Genomic DNA, 20,935 nt, shown 5'->3' with positions numbered 1-20,935 from the left:
CTTCCTTTACAGCTTGGTTTCGGCGTACTTGGCGGCCAGGAAGTACTTGTCGGGATTCACCGATTCCGTCACGCGACCCAGGCCCTTGAACAGATCGTTCATCCCGGCCAGCCAGCGGTTGACCGTCCCGTCGCGAGTCAGTTTGACCAATTCCTCCGTCGTGAAATTCTTGGTGACCGCGGCCTCCGACTCGAGCGCCGGCAGCGGCGCATTGAGCAGGCCCGCCGTGATCTCGACCGATTGCTTCAGGTTCTTGACACGGAAGTCGTTCGCCTCCTTGATCACGCGGATCATCGCCTCGACCAGCGCGGGATTCGAGTCCGCGAGATCGGCGCGCGAAACGAACGAGGTGGGAAAGCAGTAAGTGGGGTAAAGCTCGCTGTTGGAGAACAGTTCCTGGAGCTTCGGGACGCGCAGCTTGATGGTTCCCACCAGCGGATACCAGATCCCGGCCGCGTCCACCTGTCCCGACGAGAAGGCCGTGACGATGGTGCTCGGGTCCATCGCCACCCGCTTTATGTCGTCCAGCGTCATGCCGCTCTTTTGCAGCGCCAGGCGCAGCAACATGTCGCCCGTCGTGCCCTCGGGCACGGCGACGGTCTTGCCCTTGAGTTCCTTGATTGACGAGATGCCGGGCTGGGCAATCACCCGATCCGAGAAGCCGAGGTTGTTGATCGCAATGATCTTGGCGCGGCCCGACATCGGCAGCCACAGCGCGCCAGGCCCGATGTAGCCGAAATCGAGGTCCTTGGTTCCAAGCGCCTGGATCTGCAGCGGTCCGTTGGTGAAGATCTTCAGTTCGGGCGCGATGCCGTGCTTGGCCCAGAGGTTGAGCTTGTTGGCGATCGCAACTATCGAGGCGCCGTTGAAATCGCCGATGTAGCCGATCCTGGCGGCAAGCGGCTTGCCGGTCTGCGCTCGTGCACCGAGGCATGCAAGGCCGGCGCTGAGGCCAAGCGACAGCACGGCGCGCCGGGGGATCGTGTTGCTGCACGCGTCATTCGTTCCGCTGGAATTCATGGTCTGGTCTTTCGTCATCATTGAACTTCAGGCGAGCTCTCGTCCTGCCGGAGCTCGGGTTGGTGGTACACGGCATCCCATACCTCGTTGCGGATGCGCATGAATTCGGGGGACAGTCGCATTGCCTCGGTGCGCGGGTACGGCAGATCGACCGGGACGATCCGGTGGATGCGGCCCGGGCGGGCCGCCATCACGATGACCCGGTTGGCGAGGTACACCGCTTCCTCGACGTCGTGCGTGATGAACATGACGGTGCGCGTGTCCTTCGCCCACGTCGCGAGCAGCTGGTCCTGCATCGTCACGCGGGTCAAGGCGTCGAGCGCGCCGAAGGGCTCGTCCATCAGCAGGATGGCCGGGTCCACCGCGTAAGCGCGTGCAATGGCGCAGCGCTGCTTCATGCCGCCCGACAGGGTCTTGGGCAGCGCGTCCGCGAACGGCGTCAGGCCGACCAACTCGATGCAGCGGTCCACGATGCGCTTGCGCTCCTGCGACGGCACCTTGGCGATCTCGAGCCCGAAGGCGATGTTCTGCCGCACCGTGAGCCAGGGAAAGAGCGCGTACTGCTGGAAGATGACGCCCCGCTCGGGACTCGGCCCGTGCACCGGCTTGCCCTCGACGAGCACTCGACCCGCCGTCGGTTCGAGCAGCCCGGCTGCCGCGTTCATCATCGTCGATTTGCCGCACCCCGAGGGGCCGACCACCGTCACGAACTCGCCGTCTGCGATGTCCAGGGATACCTGGTCGAGGGCCTTGAACCGGCGCCCGTTGAGCTCGAAGGCGCAGCTGAGCTGCTGAAAGGAAATCTTGGGGTTCATCGCCGCTCCTGCCATGTGGTCAATCGTTTGTCGGCCCAAAGGATGGCGCGGTCCATGACCATGCCGAGGACGCCGATCAGCACCAGCCCAACGAAGATCGTGGGCAAGTCGTAATACACCTGTGCCTGCTGCATGCGGTGGCCGAGGCCCTCCTGTGCCGCGATCAGTTCGGACGCGACCAGCGTCGACCATGCGGCACCCAGACCGACGCGCATGCCGACCAGGATGAACGGCGTCGATGCCGGAATTACCACGCGCCGGAATACCGTGAAGTCGTCCGCGCCGAGCACGCGCGCCGCGTTGATCAGCACCTTGTCTACCGTGATCACGCCTTGGAAGGTGGAGATGACGGACACCAGGAAGGCCGCCAGCGTGATCACGAAGACCTTCGGAACCTCGCCGATGCCAAGGAAGACGATGGCGACCGGAATGATGGCCAGCGGCGGTATGGTGCGGAAGAACTGGATGTACGGCTCCAGCAGCCCGCGCGCCCAGCCGTACCACCCCATCAGAAAGCCTATCGGAACGGCGAGCAGGGTGCCGATGGCAAAACCGAGGAAGACGCGCCTCAGCGAGGCACCGATGTCCACGAAGATCGAGCCGTTCCCGATCAATTGAAGGCATCGCTCAAGCACGGCCTGCGGTCCGGGCAGGCCGTTGAGATCGAGCTTCGAGACGAGCCACCAGGCGACGAGCCCGATCGCTACCGATGCAATGTTGAGTGTGATCAGCCTGTCGGCCGGCCTTGACGAACGCAGGCGTGGCGCCTGCCCGTTCGTCATGGTGCTCGGGTTGGAAGACATGGTTGCCTCTCTTTCAGTGGAGTGCCAGGAATCGTTCCATGCCGACCATGGCCGCCCCGATCTGGGCGCCTTGGCCGACAAGTGAACTGCGCAGCAGCCTGATCTGCTGTGTGAATTCGCCGAGCGCCTGCCGCTTGATGTCGGCCAGTAGATCGTCGAGAAAGCGGTCGGAGGCGAGCGCGTAGATGCCTCCGAGGACGATGGTTCTTGGGTTGAGAAGGTCGATCGCTATGCCGAGCCCTATGGCGAGGTAATGCACCGTCTGCGCGTATAGCCGGGCGGCGGCCTCCTCGCCCGCGAGCGCGCGCCGCTCCAACTCCGGAACGACGTCCGCAGCGCCCGCCTTCAAACCCAGCACGGACTGCAGGTACTGCTCGTTGACGACCGCGCCGAGCCGTAGGTCATCCGGGCCGTCCGCGGCGGAGGCATGGCGCTGGACCGGGATGTTGCCCAGTTCGCTGAGAACGTAGTGGCGCTGCAGCACGGATGCGGGGCTGTCGATGATGGCAGCGCCCATGCCGTGTTTGGCCTGCACGTAGAGCAGGGGGGGCACGCCGTCGGCGCGCAGCTGCTGCAGCTCCGCGAGCGCCATCGCGCGCGCGTTGTTGTGCACGACGACGGGGAGCTCGAGCTGCGCCTCCAGGTGATCGGCGATCGCCACATGGCTCCAGCCGATGTGAGGCGCGCGCAGGCTCACACGCATCTGATCATCCACGAATCCCGGCACCGCGATTGCCACACCGCTCGGCCCGGCGTTGTGCTTGCCGCGTGGCATACCGACCAGCTCGGATACGAGGGCCGCGACGGCGTCGAGCGTGTCCTGGGGTGGCCGGCTCGCGACAGGGAACGCAACTCGGCCCTGTCTCGCCACGCTGAGATCCAGCTTCACCATCGCCCAGTCGAGCCCCTCGGGCGCAATGGCGACGCTGACGATGTGGCGAGATTCGGGCACGAGTCGCAACTCGAGCCGCGGCCGCCCCACGCCGCCGCTCTGAGTCTGCACGCCGGACTCGTCAATCAACCCTTCTTGGAGCAGGTCGGCGACCAGCTTGGTCATGGTCGTCGGCGCCAGGCTGAGCGATTCGCACAACTCCACCCGCGATTGAGGGCCATGGTCACGCAGGGCGCGGATCACCTTGAGCCGGTGCTCGACGCGGATCTGCTCGACAGGGGTGCGCTTGGGTGGATTCATTAATTACTACCTAGTAGAAAATAATTGTGCCGTGCAGGCGCCGAGCGATCCATGGGACAAACCCGAATGCGGTGTCTGGACGGCTGGTGAAGGGGTGGGTAGCCCACGGGACTGCTTCCGGCGGCCTGCCCGAGGCGATCGAAGGGCGGCTCCGAGTTATTCGTTCGGTCACCCCCTGTCGAGCCGAAGCTCATTTCCGCGAGCTCCCGTCGTTTGCACCGACGCGTGGCCGAGCAGCGCCTGCGCCTTGGGCAGCGGCACGCGCTTATCGAGCACAAGGTACGCGCGTAGGTGTGGCGCAGCAGCGCCGCACTGGCCGCGTCCGTCAGCTCGAGTTCGTCTGCCGCTGCGAGCAGCACCGCCGTGGCTTGGTCTTACAGGCCTCGTGCTGCGAGAGCGGTTTGCGTCCACGACCGACGTGGTCAACGTGGCCAGCGTGCCGGCCCTGGTCAACGCACTGATGCTGTTTCGCACCAGCCGCCCGGTGTTCGAACGGCGCGTCATGCCACCGACCCAGAGCTCCAGCCTGCCCGCCATCCGCGACGCCCTGGTCGGCGTGTTCGCCGCCAACGGCGTGCTGCGCCTGGCCATGATGGTGGCCGGCGAGCGCTTCAGCGTCTCGGCCGTCTGGCTTTGCGTCGAGGCGGCGCCGCTGGTGCTGCTGCAGACCCGCTGGATGGCGCGCCGGCCGCCGCCGTTCGAGCCGCCTACGGTGCGCCGCGTGGTGTGCGTGCTGCTGCTGCTGGTCAGCACGGGCCTGGTGGTGCCGGCCCTGCGCGCCCTGCTCGCGTCGGCGTAGCGGGGCGCGCAGGGCGCGCTGCCCCAAAGGCCGTCGCCGGCCGGCTTGCCTTGGAGTAAGCTGCGCTTGTGATGACCCCCGTCGATTTGGAGCGACCATGAGCGACACCACCCCCTTTGGCTTCGGCAAGTTCATTCCCGGCTTCGACTTCCTGCAGGGCCTGGCCGGCTCCGCGGTCAAGGGCGCGGCCGGCACCAGTCCCTTGCCGAACCTGGCCAACTGGGTCGCGCCCACGCTCAGCGTCGAGGAGCTCGACAAGCGCATCCAGGAGCTCAAGGCCGTGCAGTTCTGGCTGGACCAGAACGCGACCGGGCTCAAGGCCACCATCCAGGCGCTGGAGGTGCAGAAGATGACCCTGGCCGCGCTCAAGGGCATGAACTTCCAGCTCGGCGAAGTGGCCGAGGCCTTCAAGATCAAGCCTGCTGCCGAAAGTGCGCCCGAGCGCCAGGCCGAGGCAGCGGCGCCCGCGCCCGCCGAGGCGGCGGCCAAGCCGGCCCCGAAAAAACGCCCCAAGGCCAAGGCGGCCGAGCCGACCGACGGGCCGGCCGGCGAGGGCGTGGTCGATCCGCTGCAGTGGTGGGGCGCGCTGACCCAGCAGTTCCAGCAGATTGCCGCCAGCGCCATGCAGGACGCGGCCACGCAGAAAGCTTTCGACACCACGCGCCAGATGGCCAGCGGCCTGGCTCAGGACGCCTTCAAGACGGCCAGCGACATGGCCAGCTCGGTGGCCCAGGCCGCCGCGACGCCCAAGGCGGGCACTGCCGCGCCCCAGGCCGACCCCGGCGCGGCCGAGCCGGCGGCCCGGCCGGCGCGCAAGCGCGCGCCGCGCCGCGCCTGAGACGGCCGCCCGCGCCGCGCCAGGGTCTGCCATGAAGCTGTTCCCCTACGCCCATGCCACCCATCCGCAGTGGCGCATGGCGGCCGCCCTGGTGCTGGCCCAGCTGCGCGCGCGCATGGCGCTGCCCGACCATGCCAGTGCGCCCACGCTGGGCCTGCTCTACATCACGGACCACTATGCCGGCCAGGCGCCGGACATCCTGGACTTCCTGAGCGCGGAGCTGCCCGAGGTGACCGACTGGTCCGGCACCGTCGGGGTGGGCATCGCGTCCAACAACGTCGAGTATTTCGACGAGCCGGCGCTGGCCGTCATGCTCTGCGAGCTGCCGCACGACCAGTACCGCGTGTTCTCCGGCGTGGCCCCGCTGGGACCGGGCTTTGCCGCGCACACGGCCCTGGTCCATGCCGACGCCGGCACGCCCGACTTGGCCGAGCTGATCGCCGAGATGGCGGCGCGCACCGAGACCGGCTACCTGTTCGGCGGCCTGGCCTCCAGCCGCTCCGCCGTGGTCCAGTTCGCCGTGGGCGGCAACGGCAACATGCGCGGGCAGGGCGCGGCCAGCGGTGTGTTCAGCGGCGGCCTGTCCGGCGTGGCTTTCGGGCCCGGCGTGCACCTGGTCTCGCGTGTCACCCAGGGTTGCCAGCCGGTGGCGCCGCAGCGCGTGCTCACGGCGGTGGACGGCCATGTGCTGCTGACGCTGGGCGACGAGCCGGCGCTCGACGTGCTGCTGCGCGACCTCGGCGTCTCGCCCGGGCTGCCGCGCGAGGCCCTGGCCGCGGTGCGCGCCACCCTGGTCGGGCTCAGCGAGCCGGGCCATGAGGCCGTGGGCCGCACCGGCCATTTCGGCAGCGACGTGGTGGTGCGCCACATCATTGGCCTGGATCCCGCGCGCAAGGGCGTGGCGATCGCGGACCAGCCCGACGTCGGCACGCGCCTGGCCTTCTGCCAGCGCCATGCCCAGGCGGCGCGGGCCGACCTGGTGCGCATCTGCGCCGAAATCCGCGAGGAGCTCGAGCCAGAGGCCATGAGCGTGGAGGCGGCCAGCGCCCTGGCCGCGTCCGAGGCCGAGTCGGCGCCGCACCCCGCGCGGCGCATCGCCGGCGCGCTCTACGTCAGCTGCGCGGGCCGCGGCGGCCCGCATTTCGGCGGGCCCAGCGCCGAGCTGCAAATCGTGCGCCGCGCCCTCGGCGACGTGCCGCTGGTGGGTTTTTTCGCGGGCGGCGAGATCGCGCGCGACCACCTCTACGGCTATACCGGCGTGCTGACGGTGTTCACCGACGAGGCGCCATAGACGAGGCCCCGTGCCGGCTTCAGCGCCGCAGGGCCGCGAAGGCTGCGAACTCCCAGCTGCGCATGGCCAGCAGCAGCGTGTAGCCCTCGCGGTCGGCGGGGGCGAGCTTCTGGTCGGCCAGGTGCTGCTGCGCGAAATCCTGCGCCACGCGCTGCATGCGCTCCAGGAAGGCGGGCGCGAGAGCGCGGGCGACCGAACCGTGCACCAGCAGCAGGCCTTCGCCCGCACCGTCGAAGCCGCCCGAGAAATAGTCGAGCACCGCGTGCTCGCGGAAGTAGTCCATCACCGGCCCGTGCGGCCGCCAGCGGAAGGCCTTGGCCAGCTTGAGCCGGTAGCGGTTCAGCGGCCGCAGCTCGATGATGCCGATGCGGTCGAGCTGGGCCAGGTACTTGATGGCCTCGGCCTCGCTGAGCCGGTAGTCGCTGGTGATCTGCTCCAGCGTCCATTGGCTCAGCACGCAGATCGCCACCAGCAGCAGCTTCTTGTCGGCTACCACCGCCTTTTCCTGCTCCTGCGTGAGCTCCTTGAGCAGCGGCTGCGCGTCGGCCAGGCGGCGTGCGAGTTCGGCGAAATCGAGCTTGAGCGCGCGGCAGATCGCGTCGATGCGCGACAGCGGCATGTCGCCGCGCGCCAGCATGCGCTTGACGCTGGACTCGGCCAGGCCCAGCGCCCGGGCCAAGTCGGCATAGGTCATCTGAGCCGCCTTGAGCTCTTTCTTCAGCAGGGTGACCAGGTCGGCGGTGGTGCTCATGGGTATTGAATTCTGATGCCGAGGGATTTGATTTTTTCTTCCGTATCGATTTTCGATTCCTGGCCCAGGCTTAGCAAGCAGACTTCGCACCGTTGAACCCACCGGAGCCGGCATGAAGACCTTCGACGACAGCGCGCGCAAACTCGCCCGAGGCCTGGCTGCGCTGGCGCCACCGGCCCTTGGCTACGATCGCGGCAGCAGGAGCCCTCGCAAACCCACGAAAGCCTGAAGGAGGAGAAAAGCCATGTCCACGCAGCACCAGCCCCCTGAGGCGCCCTCGGGCGCGGCGGCTCACCCCAGCCAGTTCGCGCTGCTGCGCCAGCGCCGCTTCGCCCCCTTCTTCTGGACGCAGTTCGCGGGCGCGGCCAACGACAACCTGTTCAAGTTCGCCTTCACCGTGATGGTGACCTACCAGCTGCAGCTGGCCTGGCTGCCGCCGGCCATGGCGGGCCTGGCCATCGGCGCGCTGTTCATCCTGCCCTTCCTGCTGTTCTCGGCCACCTCGGGCCAGCTGGCCGACAAATGGGACAAGACCCGCATGATCCGCCTCGTCAAGAACCTGGAGATCGCCATCATGGCCCTGGCCGCCTGGGGCTTCGTCTCGGCCAACGTCGCGCTGCTGCTGGCCTGCACCTTTCTGATGGGCCTGCACTCCACGCTGTTCGGGCCGGTCAAGTTCGCCTACCTGCCGCAGGTGCTGAACGAGCGCGAGCTCACCGGCGGCAACGGCATGGTGGAGATGGGCACCTTCGTCGCCATCCTGCTGGGCAATGTCGCGGGCGGACTGCTCGTGGCGATACCCGTGGTCGGCCCGCGCGACGTGGCCATCGCCTGCCTGGGGCTGGCGCTGGCGGGGCGGCTGGTGGCGCAGTTCGTTCCCGGCGCGCCGGCCACCGACCCGGGCCTCAAGGTCAACTGGAACCCGGTCAGCGAGACCTGGCGCAACCTGCGCCTCGCGCACGGCAACCTGGTCGTGTTCCGCTCGCTGCTGGGCATCAGCTGGATGTGGTTCTTCGGCGCCGTGTTCCTGAGCCAGTTCCCCAGCTTCGCCAAGCAGGTGCTGCACGGCAACGAGCAGGTGGCCTCGCTGCTGCTGGTGGTGTTCTCGGTCGGCATAGGCACGGGCGCGCTGCTGTGCGAGCAGCTCTCGCGCCGCCATGTCGAGATCGGCCTGGTGCCGCTGGGCGCGATCGGCATGAGCCTGTTCGCGGTCGACCTGTACCTTGCCTCGCACGCGCTGCCGCCGGCCGAGGCGCTGACGCTCGCCGAGTTCCTCGCCCGGCCCGCACACTGGCGCGTGATGGCCGACCTGGCCCTGCTGAGCCTCAGCGTGGGCCTGTACAGCGTGCCCATGTACGCGCTGATCCAGCTGCGCGCCCAGCCTACGCACCGCGCGCGCATCATCGCGGCCAACAACATCCTCAACGCGCTGTTCATGATCGCCAGCGCCCTCATCGCGGGCGGGCTGCTCGAGGCCGGCTTCAGCATCCCGCAGATCTTCCTGTTCACCGGCCTGGCCAACGCGCTGGTGGCGGGCTACATCTTCCTGCTGGTGCCCGAGTACCTGCTGCGCTTCGTCGCCTGGGTGGCCTCGCACCTGGCCTACCGCTTCCGCATCCGCGGCGACGAGCACATCCCGGTGCAGGGTGCGGCCGTGCTGGTCTGCAACCACGTGAGCTTCGTCGACGCCGTGCTGCTGATGGCCGCCAGCCCGCGCCCGATCCGCTTCGTGATGGACCACCGCATCTTCCGCGTGCCGCTGCTGGGCTGGCTGTTCCGGCTCGCCAAGGCGATTCCCGTGGCGCCGCGCAGCGAAGACCCGATCGCCTACGAGGCCGCCTTCGAAACCGCCGCCCGGGTGCTGCGCGAGGGCGATCTGCTGGCCATCTTCCCCGAGGGCGGCATCACGCGCGACGGGGCGCTGCAGGAATTCAAGGGCGGCGTCATGAAGATCCTGGAGCATGCCGCGCAACAAGGCCTGCACCCGCCTGTGATCCCCATGGCCCTGACCAACCTCTGGGGCTCCTTCTTCAGCCGCGTGGAAGTGCGCGACGGCGAGAACGTGGCCATGGTGCGGCCGTTCCGGCGCGGCCTGTACAACCGCGTGGGCCTGAACGTGGGCCCCGCCCTGGTTCCCGCGACGGTGACGCCGCAAGGGCTGCGCGAGCGGGTGGGCGCGCTGCTCGCGGCCTGAACGCGCCGGCGGGCCCGCTGCGGCATCAGCGCCCCCGTCGCCCCCGGATCGACCGACTGGTGCAGGCGCCGCGCTTTGTGGTAGCTTGGCTGGCCTCGAAGCGGATTCGCCCGGACGCGCGCGGCGCCTGAGCCGGCCCGCGTCGCCCGTGCCCCTGACGGGGAGAAAAACGCCATGAGTGCCATGCCTCGTCGTCACATGCTGTGCTGCACGCTGGCACTGGGGGCGGGGCTGTTCACGGCGCGGATCCGCCCCGCCCAGGCGATCACCCTGGCCGATGGTCTGCTCAATCCCTGCCTGGGGCGCATGCCCAGCGAATGGGCGCGGCACGAACTGGTGCTGGCGGCGTTCGAGGGCATCGATGCGAGCCGGCTCTGGGACATGCACGCGCATTTGCTGGGCACGGGCGACAGCGGCAGCGGCTGTACCGTGAACCCGGACCTGTACTCGCTGTGGCATCCGATCGAAGTGCTGCGGCGCAAGATCGTCATGAACGCCGCCTGCGTGCCCCGCGACAGCGGCTCGGTCGATGCCGACTATGTCGCGCGTCTGCACCACCTGACGCAGGACTTTCCCGAAGGCGCCAAATGGATGCTGTACGCGTTCGCGCATGCCCACAGCGACCAGGGCCGGCCCAGGCCCGACGTCAGCACGATTCACGTGCCCAACGCCTATGCGGCCGCCGTCGCGCAGCGCCATCCCGAGCGCTTTGCCTGGGTGGCCTCGGTCCACCCTTATGCCGAGAACGCGCTGGCCCAGCTGCAGCAGGCTCGCCGCGACGGCGCCGTGGCCTTGAAGTGGCTGCCCAGCGCCATGAACATCGACATGCGCGATGCCCGTTGCCGTCCCTTGTACGACTGGCTGGCCGCCACAGGGATGCCGCTGATCGTGCATTGCGGCGAAGAAATGGCAGCGCCCGGTGCGGGGCAGGAGGACTATGGCACGCCCTTGCTGGCACGCGCCCCCTTGGCGTCGGGTGTGCGGGTGGTGATGGCGCATTGCGCCTCGCTGGGCCGGGCCGTCGACCTCGATGCGCGCTCGCAGCCGCGCGTGGCCGCGTTCGACCTGTTTGCTCGCCTGATGAAGGAGCAGATGTCGAACGGCAAGCCCCTGCTCTGGGGGGACATCTCTGCGTTGTTCCAGGCCAATCGCCGTGCCCGCATCTGGCGCGCCTTGCTGCAAAGACAGGACTGGCATGGCCGTCTGCTGCACGGCTCCGACTACCCCCTGCCCGGGGTGCTGCCGCTCTATGACCTGGAGGCCTTGGCGGCCGCCAGGCTGCTCGCGGACTCGGCCGTGGCGCCGCTGCAGGCGCTGCGCAGGTACAACCCCCTGTTGTTCGACTTCGTGCTCAAGCGCAGCCTGGCGCGGGGGCGCCAGCGGCTGGCGACGGACATATTTCACACCCGCCCCTTTTTCGACCGGGGCTGACGCGCGAGGCCTGGCCGGCGGGCGCTACGCCGGCCCGCGCGGGCCCCAGGCGCTGTACATCGTCATCTCCCATTCGTCCGCGGCCGCGTCGTGGCGCAGGATGTAGGTGCCGCCGTCGTCCCCCTGCAGCTTGAAGTAGCGGTGGTCCGGCGCCAGCCAGCGGTCGAGGATGGCCTGCACCTCGACGCGGCGCTCGCCGAGCCAGAAGCTGCGCGGCTCGGCCTCGCCGCGATGGCCGGCATGGCAGCTCACGCGAATCGCCATGGTCCGACCCGGCGCCTGCCGCGCACGAGCCGCGTGGCGGCCGGCCTGGCGGTGGTGGGCTTGCTCGGTCGCAAGTTGGTCTCCGTGGCACGGACCGTCGATTTTGCGCCCGGCTGGCGCGCCGCGCCAGGGCCCGGCCGCGAGCCTGGCCGCGTGTCGGGTATCGTGTACCGATACTCGGCATGCGACGGCCCGCCACCGGCATGGAAAATCCACGCCATCGGCCCGCTGGCCGGCCATGCTTCGCCCCGTGTTCAACGCAGCAAGAGGTACTTCATGAGCAAAGCGCTTCGCCTGTCCGAAACCTGGTTCCGCCGCGGCCTGTGGGCCGTGGCCCTGGTGTTCGCCTGGTTCCTGATCGGCCTGGGCGGCACCGTCGTGGGCGACCTGCCCAAGGTCGAGCAGCGCCAGCAGCTGGACGACTTCATGGACCCGGTGGCCACGCCGCCGCTGCGCGAGGCCCTGAAGGCCGCACAGCGCAGCGGCCGGGACGCGCAGGACGCGCTGGAGCAGGCGCAGCAGCGCCTGAAGGTGGCCCAGGCCGACAACCGCGCGGCGCGCGAGAGCTTCAACAACTGGCTGGCCACGCGCCAGGCAACGGCCCGCGCCGAGCAGGACGCCGAGCTGATCCAGCGCACGAGCCAGCTGGACCAGCTGCGCCGTGCCGAGCGCGAGGCGCTTTCCGCCGTGGAGGCGCAGCAGCAGATCGCTCTGGACGCGCGCCAGGCGACCGCCAAGGCCCAGGCCCGGCTGGCCGAGCTCGAGCGCAGCGCCCGCGAAGGCCTGGAGGGCGCGCGCCGCGCCCAGGAGCTGCGCATCTTCCTCTACCGCCTGGCGCTCACGCTGCCGCTGCTGGTGGTGGCCGGCTGGCTGTTCGCTAAGAAGCGCAATAGCGCCTACTGGCCTTTCGTCTGGGGCTTCATCTACTTCGCGCTGTTCGCCTTCTTCGTCGAGCTCGTGCCCTACCTGCCGAGCTACGGCGGCTATGTGCGCTACACGGTGGGCATCCTGCTCACGGCCCTGGTCGGGCGCTACGCCATCCTGGCGTTGCAGCGCTACCTGGAGCGGCAGAAGATGGCCGAGGCCCTGCCCGACGCCCAGCGCCGCGAGGAGCTCAGTTACGACGTGGCGCTGGCGCGCCTGGCCAAGGGCGTGTGCCCGGGCTGCGAGCGCGCGGTGGATTTGAAGGACCAGAAGAACGATTTCTGCCCGCACTGCGGCATCGGCCTGCACGACCACTGCGGCCACTGCCAGGCGCGCAAGAGCGCGTTCTCGCATTTCTGCCACGCTTGTGGCACGGCGGCGCGGCCGCTCCCGGGCGGACGCTGAACCGCGCGAGGCAGTCCGCGCCTCAGACCCCGCGTGCCCGGTCCGCCGCGAACTTCTGGCGGAACGCGCCGAACTGACCCGCATCCAGTGCCTCGCGCAGCTCGCGCATGAGGTTCAGGTAGTAGTGCAGGTTGTGGATGGTGGTCAGCATGGGGCCCAGCATCTCGCCGCAGCGGTCCAGGTGGTGGAGGTAGGCGCGCGAGAAGCCGCCCGTGACCCGGCCGTCGGGTGCCGTATGGCCGGCGCAGGTGTAGCAGGTACAGGTCTCGTCCAGCGGGCGCGGGTCGCTCTTGTGGCGCGCGTTGCGGATCTTGAGGTCGCCGAAGCGCGTGAACAGATGGCCGTTGCGCGCGTTGCGCGTGGGCATCACGCAGTCGAACATGTCCACGCCCGCGCCCACGCCCTCCACCAGGTCTTCCGGCGTGCCCACGCCCATCAGGTAGCGCGGCTTGTGCTCGGGCAGGCGGTGCGGGGTGTGGGCCATGATGCGCTGCATCTCGGGCTTGGGCTCGCCCACGCTGACGCCGCCGACGGCGTAGCCGGGGAAATCCATGGCCACCAGGGCGTCCAAGGATTCCTGGCGCAGCTGCTCGAACATGCCGCCCTGCACGATGCCGAACAGCGCGTTCGGGTTCTGCAGCCGAGCGAACTCGGCCTGGCAGCGCTTGGCCCAGCGCAGCGAGAGCTCCATCGAGGCGCGCGCCTCGCGCTCGGTGGTCAGGTGGCCCTGGGTCTCGTAGGGCGTGCACTCGTCGAACTGCATGACGATGTCCGAGTTCAGTATGGTCTGGATCTGCATCGAGATCTCGGGCGTGAGGAACAGCCGGTCGCCGTTGACCGGCGAGGCGAACTTCACGCCTTCCTCGCTGATCTTGCGCATCTCGCCCAGGCTCCAGACCTGGAAACCCCCCGAGTCGGTCAGGATGGGCTTGCGCCAGTTCTCGAAGCTGTGCAGGCCGCCGAAGCTCTGCATGATGTCCAGCCCGGGGCGCATCCAGAGGTGGAAGGTGTTGCCCAGGATGATCTGCGCGCCCATCTCCTCCAGGCTGCGCGGCATCACGCCCTTGACGGTGCCGTAGGTGCCCACGGGCATGAAGATCGGCGTCTGGACCACGCCGTGGTTGAGCGTGAGGCGGCCGCGGCGCGCGTGCGAGCCGGGGTCGGTGGTGAGGAGTTCGAATTGCAGCATGTTCAGGCTCGTTCTTGGCGGTCCAGCAGCATGGCGTCGCCGTAGCTGAAGAAGCGGTACTGTTCGCGGATCGCGTGCCGGTACAGGGCCATGACATGCTCGTAGCCGGCGAAGGCGCTGACCAGCATCATCAGCGTGGACTTGGGCAGGTGGAAGTTGGTGACCAGCCGGTCCACCACCTGGAAGGCGAAGCCCGGGGTGATGAAGATCTGGGTGTCGCCGCTGGCCTGGCCCGACTGCGCCCAGGATTCCAGCGTGCGCACCGTGGTCGTGCCCACGGCGACCACGCGGCCGCCGCGCGCGCGGCATTCGGCGATGGCGCGCTGCGTGGCCTCGGGCACCTCGTACCACTCGCTGTGCATGCGGTGCTCGGCGATGTTCTCGGTCTTGACCGGCTGGAAGGTGCCGGCGCCCACATGCAGCGTGACGCTGGCGCGCTGCACGCCGCGCGCGTCGAGTTCGGCCAGCAGGGCCTCGTCGAAATGCAGGGCCGCGGTGGGCGCGGCGACCGCGCCGGGGTTCTTGGCGAACACGGTCTGGTAGCGCCGCGCGTCCTCCTCGGAGTCGGCGTGGCTGATGTAGGGCGGCAGCGGCACATGGCCGTGCCTTTCCATCAGCGCGTGCGGCTCGTCGGACAGGCGCAGGCGGAACAGCGCGCCGTCCTGGTCGGGCCAGCGCCCCAGCAGCGTGGCGCTGAACGCTGCGCCCCCACGCTTCGCCGCTGCGCGGGTCGCTGCCCCCCGAGGGGGCGCGCCTTCACCTTGGGGCGGCCCGGCGGTGAAGCGGCCGCCACGCGTGCCCCCGGCCAGGTAGAGCGTCGCGCCTATCGGCGGCTTCTTGCTGACCTTCATGTGGGCCACGACCTCGTGGCCGGGCAGCACGCGCTCGATCAGCAGCTCCAGCTTGCCGCCCGAGGCCTTCTCGCCGAACAGCCTTGCCTTGACCACGCGGGTGTCGTTGAACACCAGCAGGTCGCCGGGCGAGAGCAGGGCGGGCAGCTCGCGGAAGATGCGGTCCACCGGGTTGGGGCCGCGGCCGTCGAGCAGGCGCGAGCCGCTGCGCTCGGGCGCGGGATGCTGGGCGATCAGCTCGGGAGGGAGCGCGAAATCGAAGTCGGAGAGGCTGAACGCGCGAACGGCGTTCGAGGGGCTGTCGTTCATGCTGCTTGAGGGCCGGACGGGCCCGTGCCAAGGGGAAAACGCTATTGTGCCAGCCTCTATGTGGCAGGCTCTTGCCGAGCCGGGCGCGGGAGGGTGCGCCTTTCTATCCCGCTGAGCTCGTAGTAGCGCTGCTTGGCCGCGTACATGGCGCGGTCGGCCTGCTGCAGCGCGGTTTCGAGCTGTTCGCCCTCCTGGCAGCTGGCCAGCCCGATCGCCATGCTCAGCACGTGCCCGGGGTAGAACTGGTTGTTGAGCTCCAGCAGAGACTCGATGCGCTCCTGCGTGGCCTGCGCCCCCTGGGCGTCGGTGCCGGGCAGCAGGACCGCGAACTCGTCGCCGCCGACGCGCGCCGCGCAGGCCGGCGCGTCCACCGCCTTGGCCAGCACCTCGCCGGCGCGGCGCAGCAGCGCGTCGCCGGCTTGGTGGCCTTCCTCGTCGTTGAGCTGCTTGAGGCCGTTGAGGTCTATGGACAGCACACTGACCGGCCACGGGCCCTTGCGCGCCAGGCGGTTGAGTTCCTCGGCGTAGTAGGAGCGGTTGCGCAGCTTGGTCAGCACGTCGTGCTTGCCCAGGTATTCGAGGTAGGCCTCGGCCTTCTTGCGCGCCGTGATGTCCACCAGCGAGACCAGCACCAGGTCCCAGTGCTCGGCGTGCTCGGCCAGCACGCTGAACTGCATGTGGATGTGGATGGCGTCGCCGCTCAGGGCGTAGTTGAGCACCTCGCGCTGCTGGAACAGCTTGCCGTTCCACAGGTCGATCAGCTGCTCGGCGAAAGAGGCCTGCATCTCGTCGCGGAACACGCGCTCGAGCTCGTTGAGCAGTTCGTCCTTGCTCGCCGCGCCGAACATGCGCAGCGTCAGCTGGTTGACGTCGATGACGCGGATCTCGCGCATGCAGCGCGTCACGAACTCGGGGTGCACCTTGAGGAACACCGGGAAATCCTCGATGCCCTGTGCGCGCACCTCGTCGAGCAGCCGCTTGACGCCGCTGAAGTCCTCGACCCACAGAGAGACGGGCGATCGCTCGAACAGGTGGCGCGCATAGCGCTCGCTGCGCTGCAGCTCCATGGTGGCGCGGGTTCGTTCGGTGACGTCCTCCAGCGAAACCAGAACGCGGTCCCAGCATTCTTCGTGACCGGGCAGCACCCGGGCGCGGATCTGCACGTCCAGGCGACGGCCGTCCAGCGTGTAGTTCACGGTCTGGTTGGCAAACGCCAGCTGACCTTCCCACAGGGCGGCGAGTTCGGGCACCACCTGCGCGAGCATGTCCTGGGCGAAGACCTGGTCCAGGTTCGCCAGCAACTGCTCTTGCGAGGCCGCCGCAAACAGCTCCAGCGTGCGCTGGTTCACCTTGAGCACGCGCAGGCAGGCGGTGCACTCGGCCACGCGTCGCGGGTCTTCGCGCAGGTGGGCGCGCAGGTCGCTCACGCCCTGTTCGCGCCAGTGTCCGAACAGCTCGCGCAGGGCGCTGTAGTCTTCCAGCCACAGGGAGACCGGTGCGAGCTCGAACATGTGCTCGTAGTCGGCGAGGACGGCGTTGTCGGCTTGCATGGTTTTCCAGGCTATGGGGGTTGGGGGCTGTTCGCGGTGGCCAGCGGCCGGGCAGGCGCCGATCCTAACCCGGGCCATGGGGCGGGCCCGCTGCGCGCATGCCGATAATAGAGCTGCGCCAGGCGCGGGCTTGGCCCTAGCCGGCCTGCCCACCCTGCACACCAAGTGAGTTCATCCGACACCCGATCGCTGTCCGCGCCCCAGAAGGCCCTGCTGAAGCTGGGCCTGGCGCGCGACATCGACCTGGCCCTGCACCTGCCGCTGCGCTACGAGGACGAGACGCGCATCCGGCGCCTGGCCGACGCGCGCGAGGGCGAGACGGTGCAGATCGAGGCCCAGGTGACGGCCAGCGAGATCCGGCCCGGGCCGCGCCGCCAGCTGCTGGTGACCGTGGACGACGGCTCCGAGACCTGCCTGCTGCGCTTCTTCAGCTTCTACCCCTCGCAGCAGAAGGCGCTGGCCGTGGGTACGCGCATACGCGCGCGCGGCGAGCTGCGCGGTGGCTTCCTGGGGCTGACCATGATGCACCCCAGCTTCAAGGCGGCTGGCGGCGAGCTGCCGACGGCGCTCACGCCGGTCTATTCGACGGTGGCCGGCCTGCCCCAGGCCTACCTGCGGCGCGCCGTGGCGGGCGGGCTGGCGCGCGCCGACCTGTCGGACACGCTGCCGCCTGGCGCTGCGCCGCCGGGCGGCCGGCCGCTGTGGGGCCTGCGCGAGGCGCTGTCCTTCCTGCACCACCCGGCGCCGGACGTCGCGCTGGCCCAGCTCGAGGACCACAGCCACCCGGCCTGGCAGCGCCTGAAGGCCGAGGAGCTGCTGGCGCAGCAGCTGTCGCAGCTGATGGCCAAGCGCGAGCGCGATGCGCTGCGTGCGCCGCGGCTGGCTGCGCGGCCCGGTGGCCTGCACGAGCGGCTGCTGGCGGCCCTGCCGTTCCAGCTCACGGCGGCGCAGCGCCGCGTCGGCGAGGAGATCGCGCGCGACCTGGCGCGGCCCGTGCCCATGCACCGCCTGCTGCAGGGCGACGTGGGCTCGGGCAAGACCGTAGTGGCGGCGCTGGCGGCGGCGATCGCGATCGACGGCGGCTGGCAGTGCGCGCTGATGGCGCCCACCGAGATCCTGGCCGAGCAGCATTTCAGCAAGCTGGTCGGCTGGCTGGAGCCGCTGGGCGTGCGGGTGGCCTGGCTGACCGGCAGCCAGAAGAAGAAGGCGCGCGGCGAGATGCTGGCGCTGATCGCCTCGGGCGAGGCGGCCCTGGTGGTCGGCACGCATGCGGTGATCCAGGACCAGGTGCGCTTTCGGAACCTGGCCCTGGCCCTGATCGACGAGCAGCACCGCTTCGGCGTCGCGCAGCGCCTGGCGATTCGGGCTAAAGCCCGACCGCCCTTGGCGGATGCTGACGACACCCCCTCCCTGGCCCTCCCCCGCCAAGCGGGGGAGGGAAGGGGTCAACCCATCGGCGAGCCGATGGGGAGTCTCCCCTTCGAACCCCACATGCTGATGATGAGCGCCACGCCCATCCCGCGCACCCTGGCCATGAGCTACTACGCCGACCTGGACGTGTCCACGCTGGACGAGCTGCCGCCGGGGCGCACGCCCATCGTCACCAAGCTGGTCTCGGACCAGCGGCGCGACGAGCTCGTGGAGCGCATCCGCGCCCAGCTGGCCCAGGGGCGGCAGGTGTACTGGGTCTGCCCGCTGATCGAGGAGAGCGAAGTTCTGGACCTGACCAACGCCACGGCCACGCACGAGGCTCTTAACGAAGCGCTCAATAGCCCCCACGCTCCACCGCTGCGCGGGTTGCTGCCCCCCGAGGGGGCTGGCCCCGCCTTGGGGCGGCCCGGCGGCGGTGCCGGCGTCATGGTCGGCCTGCTGCATTCGCGCATGCCGCCCGCCGAGAAGAAGGCCGTGATGTCGCTGTTCAGCAGCGGGCAGATGGGCGTGCTGGTCAGCACCACGGTGATCGAGGTCGGCGTCGACGTGCCCAACGCCTCGCTGATGGTGATCGAGCACGCCGAGCGCTTCGGCCTGTCGCAGCTGCACCAGCTGCGCGGGCGCGTCGGCCGCGGCGCGGCGGCCTCGGCCTGCGTGCTGCTCTACAGCGCGCCCGAGGGCGGGCGGCTGGGCGAGACAGCGCGCGAGCGCCTCAGGGCCATGGCCGAGACGGCCGACGGCTTCGAGATCGCGCGCCGCGACCTCGAGATCCGCGGCCCCGGCGAGTTCCTGGGCGCGCGCCAGTCCGGCGCCCCGCTGCTGCGCTTTGCCGACCTGCAGGCCGACACCGCGCTGCTGGAATGGGCGCGCGAGCTGGCCCCCTTCATGCTCGATCGCCATCGCGAACTGGCCGAGCGGCACATTTCGCGCTGGTTGGGTGGAAAATCCGAGTATCTGAAAGCCTGACCCCTATGACTCTCACCGAGCTGAAGTACATCGTCGCCGTTGCCAGGGAGAAGCATTTCGGCAAGGCGGCAGAGGCCTGCTATGTCTCGCAGCCCACGCTGTCGGTGGCGATACGCAAGCTCGAGGACGAGCTCGAGGTCAAGCTGTTCGAGCGCGCCGCCTCCGAGGTCTCGGTCACGCCGCTGGGCGAGGAGATCGTGCGCCAGGCGCAGAGCGTGCTGGAGCAGGCGGCGGCGATCAAGGAGATCGCCAAGCGCGGCAAGGACCCGCTGGCCGGGCCGCTGCGCCTGGGCGTGATCTACACCATCGGCCCCTACCTGCTGCCCGACCTGGTGCGCCAGGCGATCGCGCACACGCCGCAAATGCCGCTGATGCTGCAGGAGAACTTCACGGCCCGGCTGCTGGAGATGCTGCGCACCGGCGAGATCGACTGCGCCATCATGGCCGAGCCCTTTCCCGACACCGGCCTGGCCACGGCGCAGCTCTACGACGAGCCCTTCATGGCCGCCGTGCCCAGCCACCATGCGCTGGCGGCGCAGACCTCGGTGACGGCCGAGCAGCTCAAGAGCGAGACCATGCTGCTGCTGGGCACGGGCCACTGCTTTCGCGACCATGTGCTCGAGGTCTGCCCCGAGTTCGCGCATTTCTCGTCCAACGCCGAGGGCATACGCAAGAGCTTCGAGGGCTCGTCGCTGGAGACCATCAAGCACATGGTGGCCGCCGGCATGGGCGTGACCCTGGTGCCGCGCCTGTCCGTGCCCAAGGAGGCGCTGGACCCCAAGCCGCGGCGCAAGAAGGACGAGGACCCCTTCGTCAAGTACCTGACCATCACCGACGAGCAGGGCGGACCGCCGCCCAGCCGCCGCGTGGTGCTGGCCTGGCGGCGCAGCTTCACCCGCTACGAGGCGATCGCCGCCCTGCGCAACGCGATCTACGCCTGCGCGCTGCCGGGCGTGAAGCGCCTGTCCTGAACGTTTGAAACCGAGGAGCCTGTCCATGTCCGAACTGGCGCAAGCCGGCATCCTGCGCCCCATCCCGGCGCTGGGGCGCTACCTGATGTTTTCCGTGGCCCAGCCCGCGGCGCTGCCCGAGGCCCTGCGCCGCCTGGCCGAGGTGGCCCAAGTCGCCTCGGGCGCCGTGGTGGTCGGCCTGGGCCCGCAGCTGACGGCCGCGCTCGACCGCGCCTTGCCGGGCCTGCACGAATTCCCCGCGCTATCGGCGCCCGGCATCGCGGTGCCGAGCACGCCCGTGGCCCTGCTGTGCTGGCTGCGCGGCGAGGGCGGCGACGCCGGCGACCTGGTGCTGTTCACGCGCCGACTGGAAAAGGCGCTGGCGCCGGCGCTGCGCCTGGACCAGGCGCTGGACGCCTTCCGCCATGGCCTGGGCGAGAGCGGCCATGGCCGCGACCTCACGGGCTACGAGGACGGCACCGAGAATCCCGAGGGTGAGGCCGCGGCGGCGGCGGCCCTGGTGCAGGGCCAGGGCGCGGGGCAGGACGGGGCCAGCTTCATGGCCCTGCAGCAATGGCAGCACGACTTCGACGCCTTCGAGGCGCTGTCCGCCGGCGCCCAGGACCATGTGATAGGCCGGCGGCGCAGCGACAACGAGGAGCTCGGCGAAGCGCACGCGTCCGCCCATGTCAAGCGCACGGCCCAGGAGAGCTTCGAGCCCGAGGCCTTCGTGCTGCGCCGCTCCATGCCCTGGGCCGCCGGTGCCCAGGCCGGCCTGGTGTTCGTCGCCTTCGGCCGCAGCTTCGACGCCTTCGAGGCGCAGCTGCGCCGCATGCTGGGCCTGGACGACGGCATCGCCGACGCGCTGTTCCGCATCTCCAGGCCCCTGTCGGGGGCCTATTTCTGGTGTCCGCCGGTGCGGGGCGGCCGCCTGGACCTCAGCGCCCTCGGTCTGTGATGCT

At 69.6% G+C, this 20,935-nt stretch carries 18 protein-coding genes and 1 pseudogene; 9 read left to right on the top strand and 10 right to left on the bottom strand.

The genetic code is table 11. The features are described 5' to 3' along the window. Positions 1–6: 6 nt before the first annotated feature. The 5 genes and pseudogenes from FFS10_RS04685 to FFS10_RS23370 form a co-directional block, all read right to left on the bottom strand. Positions 7–1,041, bottom strand: a complete 1,035-nt coding sequence (locus FFS10_RS04685) for an aliphatic sulfonate ABC transporter substrate-binding protein (RefSeq protein WP_212744086.1) — start codon at positions 1,039–1,041, stop codon at positions 7–9. Then, positions 1,038–1,835, bottom strand: a complete 798-nt coding sequence (locus FFS10_RS04680) for an ABC transporter ATP-binding protein (protein ID WP_137892002.1) — start codon at positions 1,833–1,835, stop codon at positions 1,038–1,040. Before FFS10_RS04680 ends, FFS10_RS04685 begins: the two co-directional genes overlap by 4 nt. Then, positions 1,832–2,638 carry an ABC transporter permease gene (locus tag FFS10_RS04675; protein WP_137891999.1) on the bottom strand — a complete coding sequence of 269 codons (807 nt, stop codon included), beginning with the start codon at positions 2,636–2,638 and terminating at the stop codon, positions 1,832–1,834. The genes FFS10_RS04680 and FFS10_RS04675 overlap by 4 nt, the downstream gene beginning before the upstream one ends. 13 nt (positions 2,639–2,651) lie before the next feature. After that, a complete protein-coding gene (locus FFS10_RS04670; protein WP_137891996.1) occupies positions 2,652–3,830 on the bottom strand; it encodes an ROK family transcriptional regulator in 1,179 nt (392 codons plus the stop codon). Positions 3,831–3,998: 168 nt separating this feature from the next. After that, positions 3,999–4,204: pseudogene (locus tag FFS10_RS23370) on the bottom strand (hypothetical protein); the annotation flags it as partial. Between the two features lie 11 nt (positions 4,205–4,215). On the opposite strand from FFS10_RS23370, the gene FFS10_RS04665 reads away from it, so the two are divergent. The 3 genes from FFS10_RS04665 to FFS10_RS04655 all read left to right on the top strand — a co-directional run bounded on the left by FFS10_RS04665 (position 4,216) and on the right by FFS10_RS04655 (position 6,758). Next, positions 4,216–4,629, top strand: coding sequence for a hypothetical protein (locus tag FFS10_RS04665; protein WP_137891994.1), 414 nt, complete (start codon positions 4,216–4,218; stop codon positions 4,627–4,629). A gap of 97 nt (positions 4,630–4,726) precedes the next feature. After that, positions 4,727–5,467 carry a PhaM family polyhydroxyalkanoate granule multifunctional regulatory protein gene (locus tag FFS10_RS04660; RefSeq protein ID WP_137891992.1) on the top strand — a complete coding sequence of 247 codons (741 nt, stop codon included), beginning with the start codon at positions 4,727–4,729 and terminating at the stop codon, positions 5,465–5,467. Positions 5,468–5,498: 31 nt separating this feature from the next. Beyond that, positions 5,499–6,758 (top strand): FIST signal transduction protein, encoded by a 1,260-nt coding sequence (locus FFS10_RS04655; protein WP_137891991.1) that lies wholly within the window; start codon positions 5,499–5,501, stop codon positions 6,756–6,758. A 19-nt stretch (positions 6,759–6,777) separates the two neighbouring features. Here FFS10_RS04655 and FFS10_RS04650 read toward each other — a convergent pair whose 3' ends face one another. Further along, positions 6,778–7,509: a helix-turn-helix domain-containing protein gene (locus FFS10_RS04650; RefSeq protein WP_137891989.1), complete on the bottom strand. Its 732-nt coding sequence runs from the start codon at positions 7,507–7,509 to the stop codon at positions 6,778–6,780. A gap of 244 nt (positions 7,510–7,753) precedes the next feature. On the opposite strand from FFS10_RS04650, the gene FFS10_RS04645 reads away from it, so the two are divergent. Both FFS10_RS04645 and FFS10_RS04640 read left to right on the top strand, forming a co-directional pair. Continuing rightward, entirely contained in the window at positions 7,754–9,703 is a 1,950-nt protein-coding gene (locus FFS10_RS04645) for an MFS transporter (RefSeq protein ID WP_137891987.1), read from the top strand. Between the two features lie 174 nt (positions 9,704–9,877). Continuing rightward, positions 9,878–11,134, top strand: coding sequence for an amidohydrolase family protein (locus tag FFS10_RS04640; RefSeq protein ID WP_137891985.1), 1,257 nt, complete (start codon positions 9,878–9,880; stop codon positions 11,132–11,134). Between the two features lie 24 nt (positions 11,135–11,158). Here FFS10_RS04640 and FFS10_RS04635 read toward each other — a convergent pair whose 3' ends face one another. After that, positions 11,159–11,386: a hypothetical protein gene (locus tag FFS10_RS04635; RefSeq protein ID WP_249931168.1), complete on the bottom strand. Its 228-nt coding sequence runs from the start codon at positions 11,384–11,386 to the stop codon at positions 11,159–11,161. Positions 11,387–11,674: 288 nt separating this feature from the next. Here FFS10_RS04635 and FFS10_RS04630 point away from each other — a divergent pair, with 288 nt between their 5' ends. Next, a complete protein-coding gene (locus FFS10_RS04630; protein WP_137891981.1) occupies positions 11,675–12,727 on the top strand; it encodes a serine endopeptidase in 1,053 nt (350 codons plus the stop codon). A gap of 22 nt (positions 12,728–12,749) precedes the next feature. Here FFS10_RS04630 and tgt read toward each other — a convergent pair whose 3' ends face one another. Genes tgt through FFS10_RS04615 form a run of 3 tightly spaced genes read right to left on the bottom strand, consistent with a single transcriptional unit; the run spans position 12,750 to position 16,626 of the window. Then, positions 12,750–13,916, bottom strand: coding sequence for a tRNA guanosine(34) transglycosylase Tgt (gene tgt, locus FFS10_RS04625; RefSeq protein ID WP_137891979.1), 1,167 nt, complete (start codon positions 13,914–13,916; stop codon positions 12,750–12,752). A 2-nt stretch (positions 13,917–13,918) separates the two neighbouring features. Then, positions 13,919–15,076, bottom strand: a complete 1,158-nt coding sequence (gene queA / locus FFS10_RS04620) for a tRNA preQ1(34) S-adenosylmethionine ribosyltransferase-isomerase QueA (protein ID WP_137891977.1) — start codon at positions 15,074–15,076, stop codon at positions 13,919–13,921. Between the two features lie 56 nt (positions 15,077–15,132). After that, positions 15,133–16,626: a sensor domain-containing diguanylate cyclase gene (locus FFS10_RS04615; protein WP_137891975.1), complete on the bottom strand. Its 1,494-nt coding sequence runs from the start codon at positions 16,624–16,626 to the stop codon at positions 15,133–15,135. 165 nt (positions 16,627–16,791) lie between these two features. Between FFS10_RS04615 and recG the strand changes: the two genes are divergently transcribed. From recG to FFS10_RS04600, 3 genes are read left to right on the top strand one after another with little or no spacing between them, the layout of a single operon-like run. Continuing rightward, positions 16,792–19,023 carry an ATP-dependent DNA helicase RecG gene (recG, locus tag FFS10_RS04610; RefSeq protein WP_137891973.1) on the top strand — a complete coding sequence of 744 codons (2,232 nt, stop codon included), beginning with the start codon at positions 16,792–16,794 and terminating at the stop codon, positions 19,021–19,023. A gap of 5 nt (positions 19,024–19,028) precedes the next feature. Beyond that, entirely contained in the window at positions 19,029–19,994 is a 966-nt protein-coding gene (locus FFS10_RS04605; protein WP_137891967.1) for a LysR substrate-binding domain-containing protein, read from the top strand. Positions 19,995–20,019: 25 nt separating this feature from the next. After that, positions 20,020–20,931: a Dyp-type peroxidase gene (locus FFS10_RS04600; protein WP_137891965.1), complete on the top strand. Its 912-nt coding sequence runs from the start codon at positions 20,020–20,022 to the stop codon at positions 20,929–20,931. Positions 20,932–20,935: the final 4 nt, after the last annotated feature.

The organism is Ramlibacter sp. 2FC, from assembly GCF_005503345.1.
Classification (GTDB): Bacteria; Pseudomonadota; Gammaproteobacteria; order Burkholderiales; family Burkholderiaceae_C; genus SCMQ01.
This window is presented reverse-complemented; position numbering and strand designations above follow the sequence as displayed.

Coding starts and splice junctions, on each gene's coding strand:
- FFS10_RS04670 (WP_137891996.1), bottom strand. CDS start 3,830: ATGAATCCACCCAAGCGCACCCCTGTCGAGCAGATCCGCGTCGAGCAC.
- queA (WP_137891977.1), bottom strand. CDS start 15,076: ATGAACGACAGCCCCTCGAACGCCGTTCGCGCGTTCAGCCTCTCCGAC.
- FFS10_RS04645 (WP_137891987.1), top strand. CDS start 7,754: ATGTCCACGCAGCACCAGCCCCCTGAGGCGCCCTCGGGCGCGGCGGCT.
- FFS10_RS04605 (WP_137891967.1), top strand. CDS start 19,029: ATGACTCTCACCGAGCTGAAGTACATCGTCGCCGTTGCCAGGGAGAAG.
- tgt (WP_137891979.1), bottom strand. CDS start 13,916: ATGCTGCAATTCGAACTCCTCACCACCGACCCCGGCTCGCACGCGCGC.
- FFS10_RS04660 (WP_137891992.1), top strand. CDS start 4,727: ATGAGCGACACCACCCCCTTTGGCTTCGGCAAGTTCATTCCCGGCTTC.
- FFS10_RS04615 (WP_137891975.1), bottom strand. CDS start 16,626: ATGCAAGCCGACAACGCCGTCCTCGCCGACTACGAGCACATGTTCGAG.
- FFS10_RS04680 (WP_137892002.1), bottom strand. CDS start 1,835: ATGAACCCCAAGATTTCCTTTCAGCAGCTCAGCTGCGCCTTCGAGCTC.
- FFS10_RS04655 (WP_137891991.1), top strand. CDS start 5,499: ATGAAGCTGTTCCCCTACGCCCATGCCACCCATCCGCAGTGGCGCATG.
- FFS10_RS04640 (WP_137891985.1), top strand. CDS start 9,878: ATGAGTGCCATGCCTCGTCGTCACATGCTGTGCTGCACGCTGGCACTG.
- FFS10_RS04600 (WP_137891965.1), top strand. CDS start 20,020: ATGTCCGAACTGGCGCAAGCCGGCATCCTGCGCCCCATCCCGGCGCTG.
- FFS10_RS04685 (WP_212744086.1), bottom strand. CDS start 1,041: ATGATGACGAAAGACCAGACCATGAATTCCAGCGGAACGAATGACGCG.
- FFS10_RS04650 (WP_137891989.1), bottom strand. CDS start 7,509: ATGAGCACCACCGCCGACCTGGTCACCCTGCTGAAGAAAGAGCTCAAG.
- FFS10_RS04675 (WP_137891999.1), bottom strand. CDS start 2,638: ATGTCTTCCAACCCGAGCACCATGACGAACGGGCAGGCGCCACGCCTG.
- FFS10_RS04630 (WP_137891981.1), top strand. CDS start 11,675: ATGAGCAAAGCGCTTCGCCTGTCCGAAACCTGGTTCCGCCGCGGCCTG.